The organism is Vibrio variabilis, assembly GCF_003263785.1.
Lineage (GTDB): Bacteria > Pseudomonadota > Gammaproteobacteria > Enterobacterales > Vibrionaceae > Vibrio > Vibrio variabilis.
The window spans coordinates 1-22,187 of record NZ_JYJK01000139.1; the positions used below are offsets into that span (position 1 = coordinate 1).

Genomic DNA, 22,187 nt, shown 5'->3' on the forward strand with positions numbered 1-22,187 from the left:
TAATTTGATACCGAGGTATCTAATTTGATTATCATCAACGAGTGCCCACACAGATTGATAGGTTTATATTGTTAAAGAGCTTGTTTCGAGCTTCGCTCAAAACGGACGGCCATTTTAGCGAGATAAGTTTTCGTGTCAACCACTTTTTTAACTTATTTTGCTAAGCTTCTTAGAAACTTGTGACCTTCTGACTCGTTGAGGATTTCGTTGTCCTTTCCCGTGTCAGCGAGGGGGCATTATAGAGATCGGATTAAAGTTGGCAACCCTTTTTTTAAAGTTTTTCGCTTTTTTTTATCGTTCGCTTAAAAACGAGCCAAAACGGCGTAAAAACCAACATTTTCTCTCTATAGCTGGGCAAATTTCTCAGCAAACAACCCCACTTTATCCCAATTTGTATACTCAACTTCCTTAGTGGTATCCGTTTCGCCACCTGTCATGGTCATAATTAGCTTAATCATAAAGCGATCAAACGAATTATAACGAGGGTAATAGAGGGCACCGGCAAATACACCAATAAGGGTCGGTTGCCAACGCGACTTTTTAAGAAACGTCTTTATGTAGGCACTGCCTTCTGGCGTATCTTTACCTTGGTCTTCTTTTCTTGCCGTCAGGTTCACGCAGAAAAACGCCGCCTTCATCTCACTCAGTTGCTGTTGGTTTGCTTCAATAAACTGGTACAGCTTCTTATTCAGATGGCCATAGCGAATAGAGGCACCAATGAGTACTTTGTCATAGTCACTCAGATTGACATCTGGGTTTTCATGCAGGTTAATAGAGGCAGCATCATTGTGACCAAGCTGCTCAGCGATACGTCCGATGATTTTCTTTGTTTGTCCTTCGCGAGAAGAATAGAGATAGAGAACTTTTTCCACGATGTTTTCCTTCGCTGCCATCTATTAGTAAATTGGTATTGATGAATTAGCTTCGCCAGAATGCTGGCGTTAGTAGTATAAGAAGAGTAAACACTTCTAATCGCCCAAATAGCATCGACACAATCAGTACCCATTTCGCCTTGTCGTTCACATCACCAAAGTGAAGCGCCACCTCACCAAGACCTGGACCAAGGTTATTTAGTGTCGCCGCTACGGCAGAGAAAGCACTGAGCTCATCCATACCCGTTGCGATAAGTGCCAACATACACACCACAAACACCAATGCATACGCGGAGAAGAAACCCCAAACTGCATCGACTACGCGCTGTGATAGAGCGGTTCCGCCGACTTTGATGGTATAGACCGCTCTTGGGTGAACCAAGCGCTTCATTTCACGGGCGCCTTGCAGTGTCAGTAGAAGGATACGAATAACCTTCATACCACCACCCGTTGAACCCGCGCAGCCACCAATAAATGATGAGAACAGCAGAAGTACCGGCAAGAACAGTGGCCACTCAGAGAAACCCGTTGTCGTAAAACCGGCCGTCGTCGATATTGAGACTGACTGGAACAGAGCCTGATCGAACGCATCGTACATGGAATTGTAGGAGTGATGCTCAAGTAAGATAAGGAAGCAGACCAAAAACAGAACCACCTGAATAAAGATGAAGGCTCTAAACTCAGGATCTTTCCAATAATATTTAGGATGCACGCCGCCAGAGGCAAAAGCCGCGAAGTGCAAAGAATAGTTACACGCAGAGATCAGCAGGAATACAACGGTAATCATGTTGATAGCCGGGCTGTTGAAATAACCCATACTCGCATCGTGTGTCGAGAAGCCGCCAATCGCAATCGTCGAGAAACTATGGGCGATGGCATCAAATGGTGTCATACCTGCCACCCAAAATGCCGCCGCACAGGCAATAGTTAAACTGAGATAGATGTACCAAAGCGCTTTTGCAGTCTCTGCAATACGTGGCGTCATCTTACTGTCTTTAACTGGCCCTGGGATCTCTGCTCGATAAAGCTGCATCCCACCGATGCCAAGTACCGGCAAGATGGCCACAGCAAGTACGATGATACCCATACCACCAAACCACTGAAGTAGCTGACGATAAAACAAAATCGCTTTGGGAAGCTCATCCAAGCCGACGATCACTGTCGCCCCTGTCGTGGTTAGTGCCGAGAAGGACTCAAAGAAGGCATCGGTGACAGAAACATTAGGATAATCAGAAATCAAAAATGGCAGTGCACCCGCACTACCGATTACGGTCCAAAACAGTACGACAATAAGGAAGCCATCTCTGGCTTTGAGCTCGTGTTTATGACGACGGTTTGGAAACCAGAAAAACCCGCCGCAAACAAGTAGGACGAAAAAGGTGGTAACAAAAGGCACACCCGCACCATCTCGATAAATCAGTGCGACTAAAGCGGGTGCGAGCATTGAAACGCTAAACAGAGCGAGTAGCAGTCCGACAATGCGAATTATGGATCGAAATTGCATATGAGTTGATGAAGCGGTGCTTCGTTACGTCCTAGTTGTTTTCTACTGGGGAGACCATTGCCTTGGCTCCGCTTTTATTAATGATACTCTGCGTCAGTGCATCAACATGGTTCACTTCTAACTCAACAATAAGAATGACCTTGTCGGTGTAGTGCGACTCGACCTCAACCGCTTCGAAACGACTCAGCTCGGCTTGAGCTATAGACACGAATGCATAGTCTAACTCTAGACGTAATTGTGTGGTGATTTTTTTTCGATTGTTTGAATCAGCTTAAGTGCTTGTTGTACGCCACCACCGTAAGCCTTCACCAAACCACCCGTGCCAAGTTTGATGCCACCAGAATAACGCGTGACCACAGCGGTAAGCTCTCCAATACCAGAACCACTGAGCTGCGCCAAAATTGGCTTACCTGCGGTACCAGACGGCTCACCGTCGTCACTAAAGCCCCACATCATCGAATTTTCAGGACGTCCCGCCACAAAGCCCCAACAATTATGTCGGGCACTACTGTGCTGTTTCTTCACTTGATCAACAAATGCTTTCGCCAACTCAATACTCGGCGTATGAGCGATTTGCGTGATGAACACGCTCTTTTTGATCTCTTCTTCAAAAAGAACGGGGTGCTCAGGTATCAAGTATGCAGTTGAGTTCATTGGCTTTTACGAGGTTTGTCGCCTAAAAGGGGTATTCTAGCACGAGCATTAGCAATTGACTCCAAGATTGGACACTGGTCATAATGTTAAACAGTTGTTTAAAAAATGTATTGAAATTAAATTCGATGCGGTACACACTTAAATAACTGGTCTAACCAGAAGTAAAACTATAACAACCGCTTTCACACAATCACGGATTGTCTGTCACGGAGAATGACAATGATTTACCAATCTGAAACTCTACAGGTAAAGGAAGTACGCAGCGGCATCGCCGAGCTGTGCTTTAGCTCTCCCCAGTCGGTCAATAAACTTGATCTGGCTACTCTCGAATCTTTAGACAAAGCCCTCGATGCGCTTGCTGCATGGAGCGATCTTAAGGGACTTATCCTAACGACGGATAAAAGTGCCTTTATTGTGGGCGCTGACATCACTGAATTCCTTGGTTTGTTTGCCAAGCCAAAGGCCGAACTCAAAGAATGGCTAGGATTCGCTAATAACATTTTCAATAAGCTGGAAGATTTGCCAGTACCCACGCTATCTGCACTAAAAGGCCACACGCTAGGCGGTGGTTGTGAGTGCGTATTGGCGACTGACTTTAGAATTGGTGACAAGACCACCAGCATCGGTCTACCAGAAACAAAACTGGGTATCATGCCGGGTTTTGGCGGTACCGTTCGTTTGCCAAGATTGATTGGCGCTGACAGTGCCATGGAGATCATCACACAAGGCAAAGCATGCCGAGCAGATGAGGCGCTAAAAGTCGGCCTACTTGATGCTATCGTCGAAACTAATGCGTTGTATGACTCTGCATTGAACACTATTGAGCTAGCCATCAATGAAAAGATTGATTGGAAAGCGCGTCGCCAAGCAAAAGTGTCACCGCTAACGCTCAGCAAGCTTGAATCTATGATGAGCTTCACCATGGCGAAAGGTCTGGTGGCACAAAAAGCTGGACCTCACTACCCAGCGCCAATGGCCGCAGTTAAAACGATTGAAGAGGCTGCTCGCTATGGTCGTGATGAAGCGCTTGATGTAGAAGCGAACTACTTCGTCAACCTTGCAGGCTCTGACGTAGCCAACGCATTGGTTGGTATTTTCCTCAATGACCAATACATCAAAGGTCTTGCTAAGAAAGCCGCTAAGTCTGGTAAAGACACTGAGCGCGCAGCAGTACTAGGTGCAGGTATTATGGGTGGCGGTATCGCTTATCAGTCTGCGCTTAAAGGTGTACCTGTCATCATGAAAGATATTGCTCAAGCCTCACTTGAGCTAGGTATGACCGAAGCCTCTAAACTGCTCAACAAACGTTTACAACGTGGACGTATCGACGGATTTAAGATGGCTGGCGTGCTGGCTTCTATTACCCCGAGCCTGCATTACGCCGGTATTGAGCAAAGCGATGTGATTGTGGAAGCGGTGGTAGAGAATCCAAAAATCAAAGCCGCAGTGCTGAGTGAAGTCGAAGAGATGGTGGGCGAAAACACCGTCATCGCCTCGAATACCTCAACCATTCCTATCAATGTTCTTGCGAAGTCACTTAAGCGCCCAGAAAACTTCTGTGGTATGCACTTCTTTAACCCAGTACACCGCATGCCATTGGTCGAAATCATTCGCGGTGAGCACACCTCGGAAGAAACTATCAACCGCGTTGTTGCTTACGCAGCAAAGATGGGTAAATCCCCTATCGTTGTCAACGACTGCCCAGGGTTCTTTGTTAACCGTGTTCTATTCCCATACTTTGGCGGCTTTAGTCAGCTTCTGGCGGATGGCGCGGACTTCATTCAGATCGATAAAATCATGGAGCGTAAGTTTGGCTGGCCAATGGGTCCTGCGTACCTACTTGATGTGGTAGTATCGATACCGCGCACCATGCACAAGCGGTGATGGCGGAAGGCTTCCCTGAGCGCATGGCAAAAGATCAGCGTGATTCTATTGATGTGCTGTTTGAAAACACCCGTTATGGTCAAAAGAATGGCTCGGGGTTTTATGCGTACACTACAGACAAGCGCGGTCGTCCTAAGAAAGCACCAAGTGAAGACATCAATTCACTGCTTGAGTCCGTCAGCAAGCCAGCACAATCATTCGATGATGACACCATTATTCAACGCATGATGATTCCAATGATCAACGAAGTCGTACTGTGTTTGGAAGAAGGCATCATTGCAACACCACAAGAAGCAGATATGGCGCTGGTTTATGGTCTCGGCTTCCCTCCATTTAGAGGTGGTGTGTTCCGCTATCTAGACAGTATCGGTATCGATAACTACGTTGTGATGGCGAAGCAATATGAGTCGCTAGGTGCAATGTACAAGGTGCCTCAGTCGCTGGTCGATATGGCAAGCTCTGGCAAACGCTTCTATGACGTGCAGCAAGCTAGCTCACTGTAACCACCGATTGGATGAGGAATATCAAAATGAAAAATGTTGTCGTTGTTGATTGTCTTCGTACACCTATGGGTCGTTCCAAGGGTGGTGCATTTAGACATCAGCGTGCTGAAGACTTATCGGCACATCTAATGAAAGGTATCTTGGCTCGCAACCCACAAGTGAAGCCAGAAGAGATTGAAGATATCTACTGGGGCTGTGTACAGCAAACCCTAGAGCAAGGTTTTAACGTTGCTCGTAATGCCGCGCTGCTGGCAGGCCTACCGATTGAGATTGGTGCCGTCACAGTAAACCGTCTGTGTGGCTCATCTATGCAAGCATTGCATGACGCTGCACGTTCAATCATGGTTGGCGATGCGGAGATCTGCCTAATTGGTGGCGTTGAACACATGGGACACGTTCCTATGACGCACGGTGTAGACTTCCACCCTCAGCTTTCTAAAAACGTCGCGAAAGCAGCGGGCATGATGGGTCTCACCGCCGAAATGCTGGGTAAATTGCATGGCATCAGCCGTGAGCAACAAGATGAGTTTGCAGCGCGAAGCCACCAGCGAGCGCAAGCAGCAACGCTTGAAGGTCGCTTCAAGAACGAGATCTTGCCGACCGAAGGTCATGCTGAAGATGGTTCACTGTTTACCCTCGATTACGATGAAGTGATTCGTCCAGAAACCAATGTTGAAGGGCTATCTAAGCTTCGTCCCGTCTTTGATCCTGCAAATGGCACGGTAACCGCAGGTACATCATCGGCACTGTCTGATGGTGCGTCTGCCATGCTTATCATGAGCGAGGAGAAAGCTAACGAGCTTGGTCTAACCATTCGCGCGAAGATCCGCTCTATGGCCATTGCTGGCTGCGATCCGTCGATTATGGGTTACGGCCCGGTACCAGCCACGCAAAAAGCACTGAAGCGTGCAGGTCTAACGATGGACGACATCGATATTGTTGAGCTAAACGAAGCCTTTGCGGCTCAATCTCTGCCATGTGCTAAAGATCTTGGTCTACTGGATGTGGTCGATGAAAAGGTTAACCTAAATGGCGGCGCCATCGCATTGGGTCACCCATTGGGTTGCTCGGGCTCTCGTATCTCAACCACGCTTATCAATATCATGGAAAACAAAGACGCTAAGATCGGTCTTGCCACTATGTGTATTGGTTTAGGTCAAGGTATCGCAACCATCTTTGAAAGACCGTAGCCCTCTCATTACGGCTCTTCAACGCAAACAGCCCCGCTTTCGGGGCTGTTTTTATTTATGCACAAAATGCATACGTCTAATGTTGAAGTTTCATTGTTTTTTTTCTAATTTCTCACCTACACTTTGTAGCAGATAACACGTCAACTCATTGGAGAACATCATGTTCAAAGCACTGTTACTTAACCAAGAAGACAAAAAAACAATCGCTACTATTTCTCAAGTAGACGAGTCACAGCTTCCAGAAGGTAATGTAAAAATAGATGTAAAATATTCATCTTTGAACTACAAAGATGGGTTGGCGATTACCGGTAAAGGTAAAATCATCCGCAATTTCCCAATGGTACCGGGTATCGATCTTTCTGGCGTAGTGTCGCAATCAGACGACCCTCGTTACAAGGAAGGCGACGAAGTGGTTCTCACTGGCTGGGGGTCGGTGAGAATCACTGGGGTGGCATGGCTGAGAAAGCAAGCCTAAACGGTGACTGGCTAGTGCCAATGCCAGCAGGTCTCGATGCAGAAAAAGTCATGGCTATCGGTACTGCAGGTTTTACTGCGATGCTGTGTGTACAAGCCATTGTTGATGCTGGCGTAAAACCAGAAGACGGCGAAGTACTGGTCACAGGCGCAAGTGGCGGTGTGGGTAGTGTGTCCGTTACGCTACTTAACCAACTAGGTTATAAAGTGGCGGCAGTAACAGGTCGCGCTTCAGCGAACGGCGAACTACTAAAATCACTCGGTGCATCACGCATTGTTGAGCGTAGCGAACTGGAAGAGCCAGCAAAACCACTAGAGCGCCAACTATGGGCTGCAGCTGTCGATACTGTGGGCAGTAACATGCTTGCTAAAGTGCTTGCGCAAGTAAACTACAACGGTGTTGTCGCAGCATGTGGCCTAGCGGGTGGCTTTGATCTACCAACCACAGTGATGCCATTTATCCTGCGTAACGTGCGTCTACAAGGTGTTGACTCTGTAATGTGCCCACGCGAAAAACGCATCAAAGCTTGGGAACAGCTAGCAACCCTACTTCCTGAGTCATACTACGCACAGGCAAGCAAAACCGTAGCACTAGAAGATGCAATTCAAGCGGCGGAAGACATCACTAACGGTGCCGTAACGGGTCGCGTGACTATCAAAATCTAATTAGCGATAACCTCGCTATAGAAAAGGCTCTCATTACGAGAGCCTTTTTCATTCAACCTAAACCCACATCTTCAATACGCTTAGCAATCAATTTTCCACACTCTTCTTTCACCACCGAGCGCAGCCACTTTTGGGATTCCGAGGTATCGCATCGAGCATGCCAGATCAAAGAATAGTCGAATGGCGTAAAGGCGAAAGGTAGTGGTTTAATCACCAAATCGTAGCGCTCAGCCACTAAGTAAGCGAGATCAGCCGGAACAGTAATGATAAGCGGCATACTGTCGACGATCGCTAACGCAGCTTCTAGGTGATACGCGCGCAACACCATTTTTCTTGGATTTTGATTAACTAGCGCAGCATCCAATAACGCTTTGACGCCATCACTGATAGCAATCATTGCATGAGGCGCATTAATGTAATCTTCAAGCGATAACGCTTATCCGCCAAAGGATGATGCTTGGAAACCAAACAAGAAACGCCCACAGGTCCAAGCACTTCTTGATGCAAAGGCGTCACGGACCCAGTGGGACGGCAAATTGCCATATCGACTTTGTCGGTACTGAGCTGTTTAAAAAGGCTTTCATGTTGCAGCGGCGCAAACTCTAAAGAAATATTTGGTGCGAGCTGATAAATCTTAGGCAGCGCGTAGGGCAAAATGGTTTGCATCGCATAGTCAGTGGTAGCAATAAGGAAACGCTCATTACAATAGTAAGGATTGAACTCGCTAGGGGTTAACAACTGACGAAAGGACTCTAGTGGCTGGTCGATTTGTTTACATATCTCGAGCGCCTTACTGGTCGGGATAATACGTTGCCCCTGGCGAGTAAATAGCGGATCGCCAAGCAGATCTCGCAGCCTCCCTAGCACTCGACTGGTCGCAGATTGGCTTAGGTTGAGCCGCACAGCCGCCTGACTGACACTGCCCTCTTCAACCAATACCTTCAGTGCCACCAACAAGTTAAGATCGCGGCGATAGATTTCTTCGAGTTCCATAAGCTCTTCCTATGTAATGCTTTATTTAGTCTACACTGGGTTGGCTTTTCTTCAGATAAAAAAAATCCCGCCTTTCAGCGGGGAAGCCCAAGAAAATGGGGATAGTGTCGGAATGTCGTAGTGTGTTGAATCTATTTAATGACAAATGTTTATTAATTGTTAATTTTCTTGCTCCTCAGAAGCCTCTTGCCAGCGTCTCATCTCAAGCCACAATCCCACGATTGCAGCGCTCAAACCAATTAAAGGTGTCCACCCAGCTTGTGGTGAAGGCTGGAGTACCAAGGCACAAAACGCAATCACGCACAGTACCGAGTATATTGTTAATCTATCTAGTGCGGTCAACATAGCTACTTCCTTGTCTCTTTGTTACCAACTTGTTAATAAAGTTAAAGCAAAAAGATCCATTTGCCAAGGGGTTATTGCATATTTTTTCTTCATAAGTAGAATTTGGGCTGTTTTCTAGAGAAAAGAGTTCCCCATGACAATCAATACAGACCTTGCCACGCAAACGCTTGAGGCCGAAGGATTGCGCTGCCCAGAGCCAGTGATGATGGTCAGGAAGACAATTCGTAAAATGGAAGATGGTGATGTGTTGTTGGTGAAGGCCGACGATCCTTCCACCACTCGCGATATTCCCAGTTTCTGTCGTTTTATGGATCACCAATTACTTGGTGCGCAAACAGAAACGGTACCCTACCTTTACCTCATCAAAAAAGGCATGGCATAACGCATTAAAAAAGGCTGCATTGGCAGCCTTTCTACTATTCGTCTCGTTGAAGCTCTTCGTCTTGTTCGAACCATTCAAGTTATTCGTCATATTCCAGCGTTCTGACTTCCGATTGAAGTTTCTTGATCTGCTTTTGCATCGAACGTATTTCATTGTGCATTGGAATGATATGCTGAACCCGAATCCACGACTCGACAGCCAACCCAGTCATCACGATCGCGCCTACCACCATAGGTAACCACATATCCGTAAGTACCATACCAAGCAGTGTTAATACCAAACCGAACGTAAACAAACGGCTTTGGCTTTCTGCGGTCATTCCTGTGTAACGTGTCAGCATCATCTCGCCCTCTCGCTAGGATCCACATGATTAAAGTACCATGACAATTATGACACTAATATGTCATTCATCACGAAATTCATCAGATCCGAGCGAGAGTTTGATCGCGACAAAAATTCAATACTCAGTTGATATTGTTATTAAAAAATCGCCGAACCAATGGCTAGACCAACAAACAAAATCGCGGTGATACGGCGAATCCAATCGAGGGGAAGTGTATTAGCAGATAACTTACCAATCAGTACAACCGGTACATTGGCAAGCAGCATACCCACCGTAGTACCAATGACCACCCAAGTTAGGGCATCGGCATATTGCGCACCAAGAATCGAGGTAGCAATCTGTGTTTTATCACCAATCTCAGCAACAAAAAACGCGATAAAACTGGCGATAAACGGACCACGACTTGAAATACTCTCATCGTCATCCAGTTTATCCGGTACCAAGATCCACGCCGCCATGGCAAGGAAGCTGACCACCAGCACCCATTTAAGCACATCGGGAGATAAGTAATCGGCCACCACAACCCCCAACCAAGCAGCTAACGCATGATTAGCAATGGTTGCCAGAAAAATGGCCGCAATAATAGGGATTGGTTTACGATAACGACTGGCTAAAAGCAGAGATAATAATTGGGTCTTATCGCCAATTTCGGCGAGTGCCACGGTAGTAATTGATATAGCTAAAACGCTCACGACATGCTCTAAGGGGCAGGGTTTATAGTATTTAACCTATAGACAAACCTCGCGCCCCACCCCGGTTCACGATGTTTATCTATGGTCTTGCTAAACTTGCGGGCACAAGTCTCGAGCGCCATGGTGATTTTGCACCAATTATGTTGACGAACGAATCCAAACACTTGCAAGCGTATGGATAAGCTACTCCCCAAAGAAGCCGGCATTGTAATCACACAATCAATCTGTTTCAACAATAATGTTCTTCACACACCACGACACAGCGAATAACGCCGAAAAACCGCATTTTTTGCCCTGATGATGATTAAATCGTCACGTTTACCCCTACTCCCCTTACCGAATAGTGGGTATACTTATTTGTTATTTTCTGACTATCAGACAGACCTTTTCACTTAGAGAATTGCGCGAATTACTATGCAAAAATACGATATCAAAACCTTCCAGGGAATGATCCTCGCGCTGCAGGATTACTGGGCACAGAACGGTTGTACTATTGTTCAACCTCTAGATATGGAAGTAGGTGCAGGCACCTCTCACCCAATGACATGTCTACGTGCACTTGGCCCAGAGCCAATGTCTACGGCATACGTTCAACCTTCACGTCGTCCGACCGATGGTCGCTACGGCGAGAACCCGAACCGTCTGCAGCACTATTATCAGTTCCAAGTTGCGCTTAAGCCGTCTCCTGACAACATTCAGGAGTTGTACCTAGGCTCACTTGAAGTGCTTGGTATCGATCCGCTAGTTCACGATATTCGCTTCGTTGAAGACAACTGGGAAAACCCTACGCTAGGCGCATGGGGTCTTGGTTGGGAAGTCTGGCTAAACGGTATGGAAGTGACTCAGTTTACTTACTTCCAGCAGGTTGGTGGCCTTGAGTGTAAGCCAGTGACTGGCGAGATCACTTATGGTATCGAGCGTCTCGCTATGTACATCCAAGAAGTCGATTCTGTTTACGACCTAGTGTGGAACATCGCACCAGACGGCAGCAAGGTCACTTACGGTGATATCTTCCACCAAAACGAGGTTGAGCAATCAACGTACAACTTCGAACACGCTGACGTCGATTTCCTATTCACTTACTTTGACCAGTGTGAAAAAGAAAACCAAAGCGCTGCTGGAGCTAGAGAAACCTCTTCCTCTGCCAGCGTATGAGCGCATTCTTAAAGCGGCTCACGCGTTCAACATCCTTGATGCTCGCAAGGCTATCTCTGTCACAGAGCGCCAACGTTACATCCTTCGTATCCGCAACCTAACTAAAGCGGTTGCAGAAGCATATTACGCATCACGTGAAGCCTTAGGCTTCCCAATGCTTAAAAAAGACGAGGAGAAGTAATCATGGCAAAAGAATTTCTAATTGAACTGGGTACTGAAGAGCTACCACCAACGCAGCTTCGTACCCTAGCAGAAGCTTTCGCAACAAACTTCGAAGCCGAGCTTAAAGGTGCAGATCTCGCACACGAGGCGTGAAATGGTACGCGGCTCCTCGTCGTCTCGCACTTAAGGTGGCCGGTCTTGCTGAAGGTCAAGCTGATAAAGTCGTTGAGAAGCGTGGCCCTGCTGTTTCTGTAGCATTCGATGCTGACGGCAATGCAACCAAAGCGGCTCAAGGCTGGGCTCGCGGAAACGGTATCACGGTTGAGCAAGCAGACCGTCTAGTCACAGACAAAGGCGAATGGCTACTGTTCAAACAAGAAGTCAAAGGCCAAGCAACGACTGAAATCGTTGTAGACCTAGCAGCAAAAGCGCTCGCTAACCTACCTATCGCGAAACCAATGCGTTGGGGTAACAAGACGACTCAATTTATCCGTCCTGTTAAAACACTGACTATGCTAATGGGCTCTGACTTGATTGAAGGCGAGATCCTAGGCGTAGCTTCTGACCGCACTATCCGTGGTCACCGCTTCATGGGTGAGCAAGAGTTCACTATCGATTCTGCTGAACAATACCCTGCGATCCTAGAAGAGCGCGGTAAAGTCATGGCCGATTACGAAGCACGTAAAGCATCATCCTAGCAGATTCTCAAAAAGCAGCGGCGGCGGTTGGCGGTATCGCTGATCTAGAAGATGACCTAGTTGAAGAAGTGACTTCTCTCGTTGAATGGCCAGTAGTACTAACGGCGAAGTTTGAAGAAGAGTTCCTGAAGGTGCCTTCTGAAGCGCTGGTTTACACCATGAAAGGTGACCAAAAATACTTCCCAGTGTATGACGAGAACAAGAAGCTTCTGCCTAACTTTATCTTCGTTTCTAACATCGAATCTAAAGAGCCTCGCTACGTAATCGAAGGTAACGAGAAGGTGGTACGTCCACGTCTAGCGGATGCGGAATTCTTCTTTAACACGGACCGTAAGCGCCCTCTTATCGACCGTCTGCCTGAGCTAGAGCAAGCTATCTTCCAGAAGCAGCTTGGTACTATCAAAGACAAGACCGACCGCATCACTGAACTTGCTGGCTACATCGCTGAGCAAATCGATGCTGACGTAGAGAAATCTAAGCGTGCTGGTCTTCTAGCGAAGTGTGACCTAATGACCTCTATGGTATTCGAGTTTACCGATACTCAAGGTGTAATGGGCATGCACTACGCCACTCACGATGGTGAAGATGAGCAAGTAGCACTGGCGCTTTACGAGCAGTACATGCCGCGTTTCGCCGGTGACGAGCTACCAAGCACTGGTATCTCTTCAGCAGTCGCAATGGCAGACAAGCTAGACACGATTGTCGGTATCTTTGGTATTGGCCAAGCACCTAAGGGCTCTGACCCATTCGCACTTCGTCGTGCGTCGCTAGGTGTACTTCGTATCATCGTCGAAAACGGCTACAACCTAGACCTAACTGACCTAATTGCAAAAGCACAGTCACTATTCGCCCTAGAAGACGGTACTAGCAAGCTAACCAACGCGAACGTTGCAAACGACGTCATCGACTTCATGCTTGGTCGTTTCAATGCATGGTACAAAGACGAAGGCTTCAGCGTGGATATCATCCAAGCAGTACTGGCTAACCGTCCAACCAAACCAGCGGACTTCGACCAACGCGTTAAAGCGGTATCTCATTTCCGTGAGCTAGAAGCAGCAGAAGCACTAGCGGCAGCGAACAAGCGTGTAGGTAACATCCTAGCGAAATTCGACGGCGAACTGGCAGCAGAGATCGACCTTGCACTTCTACAAGAAGATGCAGAAAAGACGCTAGCAGAAAACGTTGAAGTGATGACTGAAGCCCTTGAGCCAGCATTCGCGACCGGTAACTATCAAGAAGCGCTAAGCAAGCTTGCAGACCTACGTGAACCTGTAGATGCATTCTTCGATAACGTGATGGTCATGGCCGATGACGAAGCGCTTAAGAAGAACCGTCTAACGCTACTCAACAACCTACGTAACCTGTTCCTACAAATCGCCGACATTTCACTTCTTCAGAAGTAGTCATCGATTCTGGTAACAAGAGTGATTTAAAAGGGAAGCTGAGGCTTCCCTTTTTTGTCCCTTTCAACCCGCATCAAGTTATTGTTAGTTCTGTGAACTAGTAAGAAAATTGTAGGAGTTTGCCTGCAAACTAGCGGTTATAGCACTCAGAATGTAGAGGTCGATATTTGATATAAACGTGGGATAACTTCAAGGAAGAGAACCCATGAAAAAGACCCTAATCTCTCTATCTGTGGCAATGCTCGGTGCCTGTAGTCAGATGCCAGATAATGCGTTACTACTTAGCTTAGATGACCAACAAGTGGCTTTTGCTGCCAATGAACAAGGTTTGCTGGTTGCAGAAAAGAAGCTTGATAAAGGCAGCTACACCTTTGCGATTGGTGATAATGCCCAAACCTGTGGCAGCACCTTTGCTCTGGCGGAAGACGCACGCATTAAGTTCAATCGCCCACTAAAGCTCGATGATTGTGCCGGGGAATCAGCGATTCCAATGCGAGTATTCAAGGCAAACACTTACCAATTCACGCTCAATCCCGCCAACAATGAGCTCACTGTGAAGGTAAAACCGAAACAGAGTAACGAACTTACCTTCACCTGCCCTGTTGCTAGTGACAGTCCAAAAGTCATCGACGTCAGCGCCACCTTTGCCGATGGCACAGTGCTTAGAGATGCGCTGAGCGGGCAACAAGCGACGGTCAGCCGTGGCAAGATTGCGCTGCAGCCCAGTGCAAACAGCCAAGGTCTATTACTGCTAGAACCTGCTGAGCAAGCACCAAAGGCGGAATTCGATTGGGACAACGCGACGGTCTATTTCGTCATGACCGATCGCTTCTACAACGGCAACCCTGATAACGATAACAGCTATGGGCGGAGCAAAGATGGCGAACATGAAATCGGTACCTTCCATGGTGGCGATCTGGCTGGCTTAACTGCAAAGCTTGACTATATTGAATCGCTTGGTGTGAATGCCATCTGGATAACCTCACCTCTGGAGCAAATTCATGGCTGGGTTGGTGGCGGTGATAAAGGTGACTTCAAGCACTATGGCTATCACGGTTATTACCATCAAGATTGGACCAAGCTCGATGCCAACATGGGCACCGAGGAAGAATTGCGTCAGTTTATCGATACTGCTCATGAGAAAGGTATCCGCATCGTATGGGACGTGGTCATGAACCATACCGCTACGCCACGCTAGCGGACATGCAAGAATTTGGCTTCGGTCAGTTGTATCTCTCTGATGAAGAGGCAAAACAAGAGCTCGGTGAAAACTGGACCGATTGGCAACCAAAATCAGGGCAAAGCTGGCACAGCTTTAATGATTACATCAAGTACAGTGATGACGAAGCGTGGGATAAGTGGTGGGGTAAGGATTGGATCCGTACCGACATCGGCGACTACGACGCACCGGGATACAACGACAGAACCATGTCACTCAACTTCTTGCCGGATCTAAAAACCGAATCGACGCAAAAGACAGGTCTACCGAACTTCTATCGTAATAAAGAGACCAATGCCAAAGACATTCAAGCCACACCAAGTGAGCATTTGATCACCTGGCTCACCGATTGGGTTCGCGAGTATGGCATCGATGGTTTCCGTGTTGATACCGCTAAGCACGTCGAAATGGAAAGCTGGGCCAAGCTCAAGCAAGCCAGCAATGAAGCACTGGCAGAGTGGAAACAAAACAACCCAGACAAAGCACTGGATGATAAACCGTTCTGGATGACCGGTGAGGTTTGGGCTCATAGCGTGGTGAAAAGCCCGTATTTCGATAACGGCTTTGATTCTATCATTAACTTCGAGTTCCAAGGAGATGTTGCCCCTAAGGCACTGAAGTGTTTCGCGAACCTAGACAGTGACTATCGTCGCTATGCAGAGCGCATTAATAGCGACAGCGAGTTTAATGTGCTGAGCTACCTCTCTTCGCACGACACCTCACTGTTCTGGGCATCTCGAAGCCGAAGCATTGATGACCAAATGCGCGCCGCGAATGCGCTTATGCTCAGTCCAGGTGCGGTGCAGATCTACTATGGTGATGAGATAGCAAGAGATCTAGGTGCCAGTGGCTCTGACTCACATCAAGGTACGCGCTCAGACATGCCTTGGGACAAGATAACGGGTCAACGCGAAACCCTATTGAAGCACTGGCAAGCACTTGGTGATTTCCGCCTACGCCACCCTGCCATTGCTAAAGGTGAGCATATTACCCACCAGCAAAGCGGGTACTATGCGTTTGAACGTCGTTACCAAGATGACAAGGTACTCATCGTTTACACTGGCGAATAATCAATGGATTAAGCCCTACTCAATCACATCAAAAGGAGCGCTACTGCGCTCCTTTTTCATTGCTCATTTTCTTTGCGCTCAAATAGTGCTTTGCCTGCTGTAATCATTGCTGTATGTTCAAAGGTTCATCTTGCCACCAGCAGGATAAAACCCCTTATAAACACAACAAGTGAACACAATGAACTAGGTACAGCAATGCAATTTTCGAAGTTTGGTGAAAAATTTAATCGTTACTCAGGTATTACCCAATTAATGGATGATCTTAATGATGGCCTTCGCACTCCAGGTGCCATCATGCTCGGAGGGGGTAACCCAGCCGCTATTCCTGCCATGCTCGAGTATTTTCACCAAGCCAGTAGTGACCTCCTCGCCAGTGGTGAGCTGGTGGCCGCCATGGCCAACTACGACGGTCCACAAGGAAAAGATGCGTTTGTTAAATCGCTCGCTAAACTGCTGCGTGATACCTATGGCTGGAACATTACCGAAAAGAACATCAGCCTAACCAATGGCAGCCAAAGTGGTTTTTTCTATCTATTTAACCTACTCGCCGGTAAGCAAAGCGATGGTAGCCACAAGAGAATCTTGCTGCCAATTGCGCCAGAGTACATTGGTTACGGTGACGCCGGCATCGACGAAGATATCTTTGTCTCCTATCACCCAGAAATAGAGCTGCTTGATAATGGCCTGTTCAAATACCATGTGGATTTCGAACACTTAGAAATCGATGATTCGGTTGCCGCGATTTGTGCCTCACGCCCCACCAACCAACGGGTAATGTATTAACCGACGAAGAGATCCACAAGCTGGATAAACTAGCTCGTGAAAATAACATCCCATTAATCATCGACAACGCCTACGGCTTGCCATTCCCAAACATCATCTTTGAAGATGTGGAGCCGTTTTGGAATGAGAACACCATTCTTTGCATGAGCTTGTCTAAGCTAGGTCTGCCAGGGTTGCGCTGCGGTATTGTCATTGCCAGTGAAGAAGTCACCCAAGCGATGACCAATATGAATGGCATTATTAGCCTGGCGCCGGGCAGCTTTGGTCCTGCACTGGCTCATCACATGATTGAGAAAGGTGATATTCTTGAGCTCAGCTCGAATGTCATTAAGCCGTTCTACCAACAAAAATCCCAACACGCGGTTGAGTTATTGCAATCGGCAATTACCGATCCGCGCTTTCGAATCCATAAGCCAGAAGGCGCTATCTTCTTGTGGCTATGGTTTGATGAGCTACCCATTACCACTATGGAGCTCTACCAACGCTTGAAGGATCGCGGCGTGTTGATTGTACCTGGGGAATATTTCTTTATCGGTCAGGAAGATGAGTGGGATCATGCTCATCAATGTCTGCGCATGAACTACGTGCAAGATGACGACAAAATGCAGCAAGGTATTGCGATCATCGCGGAAGAAGTGGCTAATGCATACGCGCAAGGCACTCGCGCTTAAGGCTGTTGATAAAATAGAATAAATACAAAAAGAGCGCCTTCTGGCGCTCTTTCACTCTTTATATCAGGGCTTTCATTTCAGCGAAATGATTAGCCTTCAATCAGTTTGTTGCCACCAATCTCAATTTTACGTGGCTGCATCGCTTCTGGAATTTCGCGCTCTAGATCAACGTGAAGAAGACCATTTTCCATGCTTGCACCGACGACTTTCACGTAGTCAGCGAGCTGGAACTTACGCTCGAAATCGCGCTCTGCGATACCTTGGTACACGTAGTTTTTACCTTCTTCGGCTTTACGCTCACCCTTAACAATCAACATGTTCTCTTTTTGAGTCAGATCGAGTTGGTCTTCAGCAAAGCCAGCCACAGCCATAGTAATACGGAAGTGGTTCTCGTCTTGTTGCTCGATGTTGTATGGAGGGTAACCGCCAGAAGAGTTTTTCGCTGAGTTCGCTTCCATCATGTTGAATAGACGATCGAAGCCAATTGCGTTGCGGTATAAAGGAGTGAAATCTACAGTTCTCATAATGCTATCCTCATAGTAAGCAATAGTCTTAGCCGTGAGTTTTCACCTACACCCAGCCTATAAACGGGTGTAGTGACGACTAAGGGATTCATCCACCACTCCACTGACAGCCTTGCTGTTCGGGGACGTAGTAATAAATCAGTTTTTAAAGTGTGCCGTTAAAGCTATCCTCCACTGAGCGATACTTTGCTGGCGTTTAAAAGGTCTGTTTCTTCTCTCTTGAGCAAGACAGCTCCCTCTTCATAACTAGATATAGGGATGACGAAATTCGCTTTCAAGCCATTTTCTTAAATTATTTTTATAACGGTTATTTTTCATAGAGTTAAAAACAAAAAAGACCGCCGTGTAAGGCAGTCTTTTTTGTTTTTAGATTGATTTTTCGAAGCTGGGTGAACTGAGTTCAAGGAGAAGGCGCGCAGTTTATAATCATAAATGAGCACCTTCGACGCGGAAATCAGTTCAGCCAGCCAAGAGAAATCAATCTAAACGTCTAGGTTAGCTACTTTGAGTGCGTTCTCTTCGATGAAGTTACGACGCGGCTCTACTTGGTCGCCCATTAGCGTCGTGAACAGTTGGTCTGCGCCAACCGCATCTTCAATCGTAACTTGCATCATACGACGTGTTTCAGGATCCATTGTGGTTTCCCAAAGCTGATCTGGGTTCATCTCACCTAGACCTTTGTAGCGCTGTAGGCTCAGACCGCGACGCGATTCTTTGATTAGCCAGTTTAGGGCATCTTCAAAGTTGCTCACCGGTTGAGTACGCTCACCACGTTTCACGTAAGCACCTTCTTCGATCAGACCTTCTAGAGCTTCTGATAGAGACGCTAGCTTGCCGTACTCTTTCGAGTTCAGTAGGTCGATACTCAGTACATGCTCATGGGTCACACCGTGAGTACGCACGATAATTTTCGGTAGGTTCAGACCTAGCTCAGCATGCTGTTCTACCTCAAAGCTGTATTGCTTGCGCCCACTTCTTTGGCATTTAGCTGCTCAACAAGCTGCTTAGACCATGCTTCAACCGCCGCTGCGTCGTGACACTGCTCAGCCGTTAGGCGTGGCGTGTACATGAATTCACTCACAAGGGCGTGTGGGTAACGACGAGCCATGCGCTCGGCAACCTTCACTGCACCGTTGTACTGTTGCACCAGCTTCTCTAGTGATTCACCGGCTAGTGCTGGCGCTTCAGCGTTGACGTGCAGAGCGGCGTTATCCAATGCCAAAGACACTTGGTACTGGTTCATTGCATCTTCATCTTTAATGTACTGCTCTTGTTTACCCTTCTTCACTTTGTAAAGCGGTGGCTGAGCGATGTACACGTAACCGCGCTCGATAAGCTCTGGCATTTGACGGTAGAAGAAGGTCAACAGCAGCGTACGGATGTGAGAACCATCGACGTCCGCATCGGTCATGATGATGATATTGTGGTAACGCAGTTTATCTGGGTTGTACTCGTCACGGCCGATACCACAGCCTAGAGCTGTAATTAGCGTTGCCACTTCTTGTGAAGACAGCATCTTATCGAAACGCGCTTTTTCAACGTTTAGGATCTTACCTTTTAGTGGAAGAATCGCTTGGTTCTTACGGTTACGACCCTGCTTAGCACTACCGCCCGCAGAGTCACCCTCCACTATGTACAGTTCAGAAAGCGCTGGGTCTTTTTCTTGGCAGTCAGCCAGTTTACCAGGCAGACCCGCTAGGTCTAGAGCGCCTTTACGACGTGTCATCTCACGCGCTTTACGCGCTGCATCACGTGCGCGAGCGGCGTCAATGATCTTAGTACAAACAATCTTCGCTTCTGCTGGGTTTTCCACTAGGAACTCAGACAGTTTCTCACCCATTGCAGACTCAACCGCGGATTTCACTTCTGATGAAACCAGCTTATCTTTGGTCTGGCTTGAGAACTTCGGATCTGGCACTTTCACCGAAATGATGGCGGTCAAACCTTCACGAGCATCATCACCTGATGTCGCTGTCTTAGCTTTCTTAGAGAAGCCCTCTTTATCCATGAACGAGTTCAGCGTACGCGTTAGTGCGGCACGGAAACCCGCAAGGTGAGTACCACCATCACGTTGAGGGATGTTGTTGGTAAAGCAGTAAATGTTTTCTTGGTAGCCATCATTCCACTGCATCGCCACTTCAACTGTGATGCCATCATCACGCTCGTTATCAAAGTGGAAGATTTTCTGAATGATTGGTGTCTTGTTGGTATTTAGGTGTTCAACAAATGCTTGGATGCCACCTTCAAACATGAAGTGATCCATTTTGTCTTCTTCGCGCTTATCGACAAGCTTGATTGAAACACCAGAGTTTAGGAACGACAGTTCACGTAGACGCTTGGCAAGAATGTCGTAGTGGAACTCGACGTTTGAGAAGGTTTCCTCACTTGGCCAGAAACGGATCTCTGTACCCGTTTTATCGGTATCACCAATCACAGCCAGTGGCGCCTGTGGCTCACCGTGGTGATAAGTTTGAGTATGAATGTGACCGCCACGATGGATTGTCAGTGTGACTTGTTTGGACAGTGCGTTTACTACCGATACACCTACACCGTGCAGACCGCCCGATACCTTGTACGAGTTGTCATCGAACTTACCACCAGCGTGAAGTACCGTCATGATAACTTCTGCGGCAGACACTTGCTCTTCTGGGTGCATTTCCGTTGGAATACCACGGCCATCATCGCTAACAGAAACAGAGTTGTCCTCATGAATAGTCACGATAATGTCGCTACAGTGACCAGCTAACGCTTCATCAATTGAGTTATCAACCACCTCAAAAACCATGTGGTGTAGACCGGTTCCATCGTCCGTGTCGCCGATGTACATTCCCGGACGCTTACGTACCGCATCCAGACCCTTTAGTACCTTAATACTCGATGAATCGTAATTTTCTGACATGAGTTTCTCTCACTATTTACCTTGCTCTATTGTGCCATGTTCCACATGAAACATCTTGCCATTTTCGTCAATCATGTCGGCAACTTGGCTTTCGGTAATAGAGCTTACAAAAACTTGAGCCTGAGTCTGTTTTAAGTAATCCGCTAAGCGTTTACGACGCAGGCTATCTAATTCTGAAGCAAAGTCATCTATCAGATAGATACATTGCTTTCCGGTCAACTCTGCAAGATGCTGCCCTTGCGCAAGGCGCAGCGCACACATCATCAGTTTTAGCTGACCACGAGACAACACATCCTCTACAGGGGTGTTGTTCACTTTAATTCTTAAATCGGCTTTATTGGGGCCACTAAAGGTGTATCCCAAACTTTGGTCACGCTCAAAGTTACGCTCCAAGAGCTCGCCATACGGCGTGTCTTTTTCCCAGCCACGGTAATAACCGAGTTTGATTTCAAACTCCGGCAGAAAAGACTGACACATTTCTTCAGCCAAGGTTTTCATTTGCTCGACATAGGTGCGGCGCCAACCATCGATTTGTTCAGCCAACTGGGCTAAATCTCTATCCCAGTAGCTCAATTCTCGGTAGCTGGTGGCCGTCTTCAGCAGCGCATTGCGCTGCTTACTGAGACGCTTAAAACGACCCCAAGCCTCAAAAAAACCTGGCTCAGAGTGAAATACACCCCAGTCAATAAATGCCCGGCGAAACTTAGGGCCATCAGTGAGCAATTCAAAGCCCTCTGGATGGATAAGTTGCAGCGGCAGAACCTTGGCAAGCTGAGCTAACTTTTGCCCAGATTGACCGCCTATTTTAACCTCTGTTGAGCCATCGCGCTGCTTATTAATGCCAATGGGTATCTCAAATTGATCCGAGTTCAAAAAACGGCCATGTACAAACAGCTCTTGGCAGTCATTTTGTATCACTCGACCGGTGAGCGAACTCTTAAATGAGCGCCCATGACCAAGCAAATAGATCGCCTCCAACAAGCTGGTTTTGCCACTGCCGTTGGGGCCAATAATAAAGTTAAAGCCTGTAGATAGTTCAATATCACAGGCTTTAATATTTCGAAATTGCTGTACGATTAAACGCGTAAGCGGCATAACATC

General features: G+C 47.3%; 9 protein-coding genes and 9 pseudogenes. 8 read left to right on the plus strand and 10 right to left on the minus strand.

Features of this window, described 5'->3' with window-relative positions; all coding sequences use genetic code 11:
• Window positions 1-344 precede the first annotated feature (344 nt).
• The 3 genes and pseudogenes from hemG to TZ48_RS23075 all read right to left on the minus strand — a co-directional run bounded on the left by hemG (window position 345) and on the right by TZ48_RS23075 (window position 3,030).
• Complete coding sequence (gene hemG, locus TZ48_RS23065) at window positions 345-872, minus strand: menaquinone-dependent protoporphyrinogen IX dehydrogenase (protein WP_112481022.1); 528 nt, start codon at window positions 870-872, stop codon at window positions 345-347.
• Between the two features lie 46 nt (window positions 873-918).
• A complete protein-coding gene (locus tag TZ48_RS23070) occupies window positions 919-2,376 on the minus strand; it encodes a TrkH family potassium uptake protein (protein ID WP_112460744.1) in 1,458 nt (485 codons plus the stop codon).
• 31 nt (window positions 2,377-2,407) lie between these two features.
• Window positions 2,408-3,030: pseudogene (locus TZ48_RS23075) on the minus strand (YigZ family protein).
• A 219-nt stretch (window positions 3,031-3,249) separates the two neighbouring features.
• Here TZ48_RS23075 and fadB point away from each other — a divergent pair.
• From fadB to acuI, 3 genes and pseudogenes are all read left to right on the plus strand, one after another.
• A pseudogene (gene fadB, locus TZ48_RS23080) lies at window positions 3,250-5,417 on the plus strand (fatty acid oxidation complex subunit alpha FadB).
• 26 nt (window positions 5,418-5,443) lie between these two features.
• Window positions 5,444-6,607: an acetyl-CoA C-acyltransferase FadA gene (fadA, locus tag TZ48_RS23085; protein WP_042478154.1), complete on the plus strand. Its 1,164-nt coding sequence runs from the start codon at window positions 5,444-5,446 to the stop codon at window positions 6,605-6,607.
• 160 nt (window positions 6,608-6,767) lie between these two features.
• Window positions 6,768-7,747, plus strand: a pseudogene (gene acuI / locus TZ48_RS23090) (acrylyl-CoA reductase (NADPH)).
• A gap of 52 nt (window positions 7,748-7,799) precedes the next feature.
• Here the strand turns inward: acuI and TZ48_RS23095 are convergent.
• Together TZ48_RS23095 and TZ48_RS23100 are read right to left on the minus strand one after the other, a co-directional pair.
• A pseudogene (locus TZ48_RS23095) lies at window positions 7,800-8,740 on the minus strand (LysR family transcriptional regulator).
• Window positions 8,741-8,899: 159 nt separating this feature from the next.
• Window positions 8,900-9,085: a hypothetical protein gene (locus tag TZ48_RS23100; protein ID WP_112481024.1), complete on the minus strand. Its 186-nt coding sequence runs from the start codon at window positions 9,083-9,085 to the stop codon at window positions 8,900-8,902.
• A 133-nt stretch (window positions 9,086-9,218) separates the two neighbouring features.
• Here TZ48_RS23100 and tusA point away from each other — a divergent pair, with 133 nt between their 5' ends.
• A complete protein-coding gene (tusA, locus tag TZ48_RS23105; protein ID WP_042502471.1) occupies window positions 9,219-9,467 on the plus strand; it encodes a sulfurtransferase TusA in 249 nt (82 codons plus the stop codon).
• Between the two features lie 79 nt (window positions 9,468-9,546).
• Here tusA and TZ48_RS23110 read toward each other — a convergent pair whose 3' ends face one another.
• Entirely contained in the window at window positions 9,547-9,807 is a 261-nt protein-coding gene (locus tag TZ48_RS23110; RefSeq protein ID WP_112481026.1) for a hypothetical protein, read from the minus strand.
• Between the two features lie 140 nt (window positions 9,808-9,947).
• Window positions 9,948-10,502 (minus strand): TMEM165/GDT1 family protein, encoded by a 555-nt coding sequence (locus TZ48_RS23115; RefSeq protein WP_112481028.1) that lies wholly within the window; start codon window positions 10,500-10,502, stop codon window positions 9,948-9,950.
• Between the two features lie 414 nt (window positions 10,503-10,916).
• On the opposite strand from TZ48_RS23115, the pseudogene glyQ reads away from it, so the two are divergent.
• From glyQ to TZ48_RS23135, 4 pseudogenes are all read left to right on the plus strand, one after another.
• A pseudogene (glyQ, locus tag TZ48_RS23120) lies at window positions 10,917-11,838 on the plus strand (glycine--tRNA ligase subunit alpha).
• A gap of 2 nt (window positions 11,839-11,840) precedes the next feature.
• Window positions 11,841-13,920 (plus strand): annotated as a pseudogene (gene glyS / locus TZ48_RS23125) (glycine--tRNA ligase subunit beta).
• A 205-nt stretch (window positions 13,921-14,125) separates the two neighbouring features.
• Window positions 14,126-16,209: pseudogene (locus TZ48_RS23130) on the plus strand (alpha-amylase).
• A gap of 195 nt (window positions 16,210-16,404) precedes the next feature.
• Window positions 16,405-17,663, plus strand: a pseudogene (locus TZ48_RS23135) (valine--pyruvate transaminase).
• Between the two features lie 89 nt (window positions 17,664-17,752).
• Here the strand turns inward: TZ48_RS23135 and TZ48_RS23140 are convergent.
• From TZ48_RS23140 to recF, 3 genes and pseudogenes are all read right to left on the minus strand, one after another.
• The gene (locus TZ48_RS23140) at window positions 17,753-18,187 is read right to left on the minus strand and encodes an Hsp20 family protein (RefSeq protein WP_112481031.1); all 435 of its coding nucleotides are present in this window, start codon (window positions 18,185-18,187) and stop codon (window positions 17,753-17,755) included.
• Between the two features lie 482 nt (window positions 18,188-18,669).
• Window positions 18,670-21,086, minus strand: a pseudogene (gene gyrB / locus TZ48_RS23145) (DNA topoisomerase (ATP-hydrolyzing) subunit B).
• Between the two features lie 12 nt (window positions 21,087-21,098).
• Entirely contained in the window at window positions 21,099-22,181 is a 1,083-nt protein-coding gene (gene recF, locus TZ48_RS23150) for a DNA replication/repair protein RecF (RefSeq protein ID WP_042478135.1), read from the minus strand.
• Between the last annotated feature and the right edge of the window lie 6 nt (window positions 22,182-22,187).

What these genes read in the sequence shown, in the direction of transcription:
- TZ48_RS23100 (WP_112481024.1), bottom strand. Translation starts at nt 9,085, where the DNA reads ATGTTGACCGCACTAGATAGATTAACAATATACTCGGTACTGTGCGTG.
- recF (WP_042478135.1), bottom strand. Translation starts at nt 22,181, where the DNA reads ATGCCGCTTACGCGTTTAATCGTACAGCAATTTCGAAATATTAAAGCC.
- TZ48_RS23140 (WP_112481031.1), bottom strand. Translation starts at nt 18,187, where the DNA reads ATGAGAACTGTAGATTTCACTCCTTTATACCGCAACGCAATTGGCTTC.
- TZ48_RS23110 (WP_112481026.1), bottom strand. Translation starts at nt 9,807, where the DNA reads ATGCTGACACGTTACACAGGAATGACCGCAGAAAGCCAAAGCCGTTTG.
- TZ48_RS23070 (WP_112460744.1), bottom strand. Translation starts at nt 2,376, where the DNA reads ATGCAATTTCGATCCATAATTCGCATTGTCGGACTGCTACTCGCTCTG.
- tusA (WP_042502471.1), top strand. Translation starts at nt 9,219, where the DNA reads ATGACAATCAATACAGACCTTGCCACGCAAACGCTTGAGGCCGAAGGA.
- fadA (WP_042478154.1), top strand. Translation starts at nt 5,444, where the DNA reads ATGAAAAATGTTGTCGTTGTTGATTGTCTTCGTACACCTATGGGTCGT.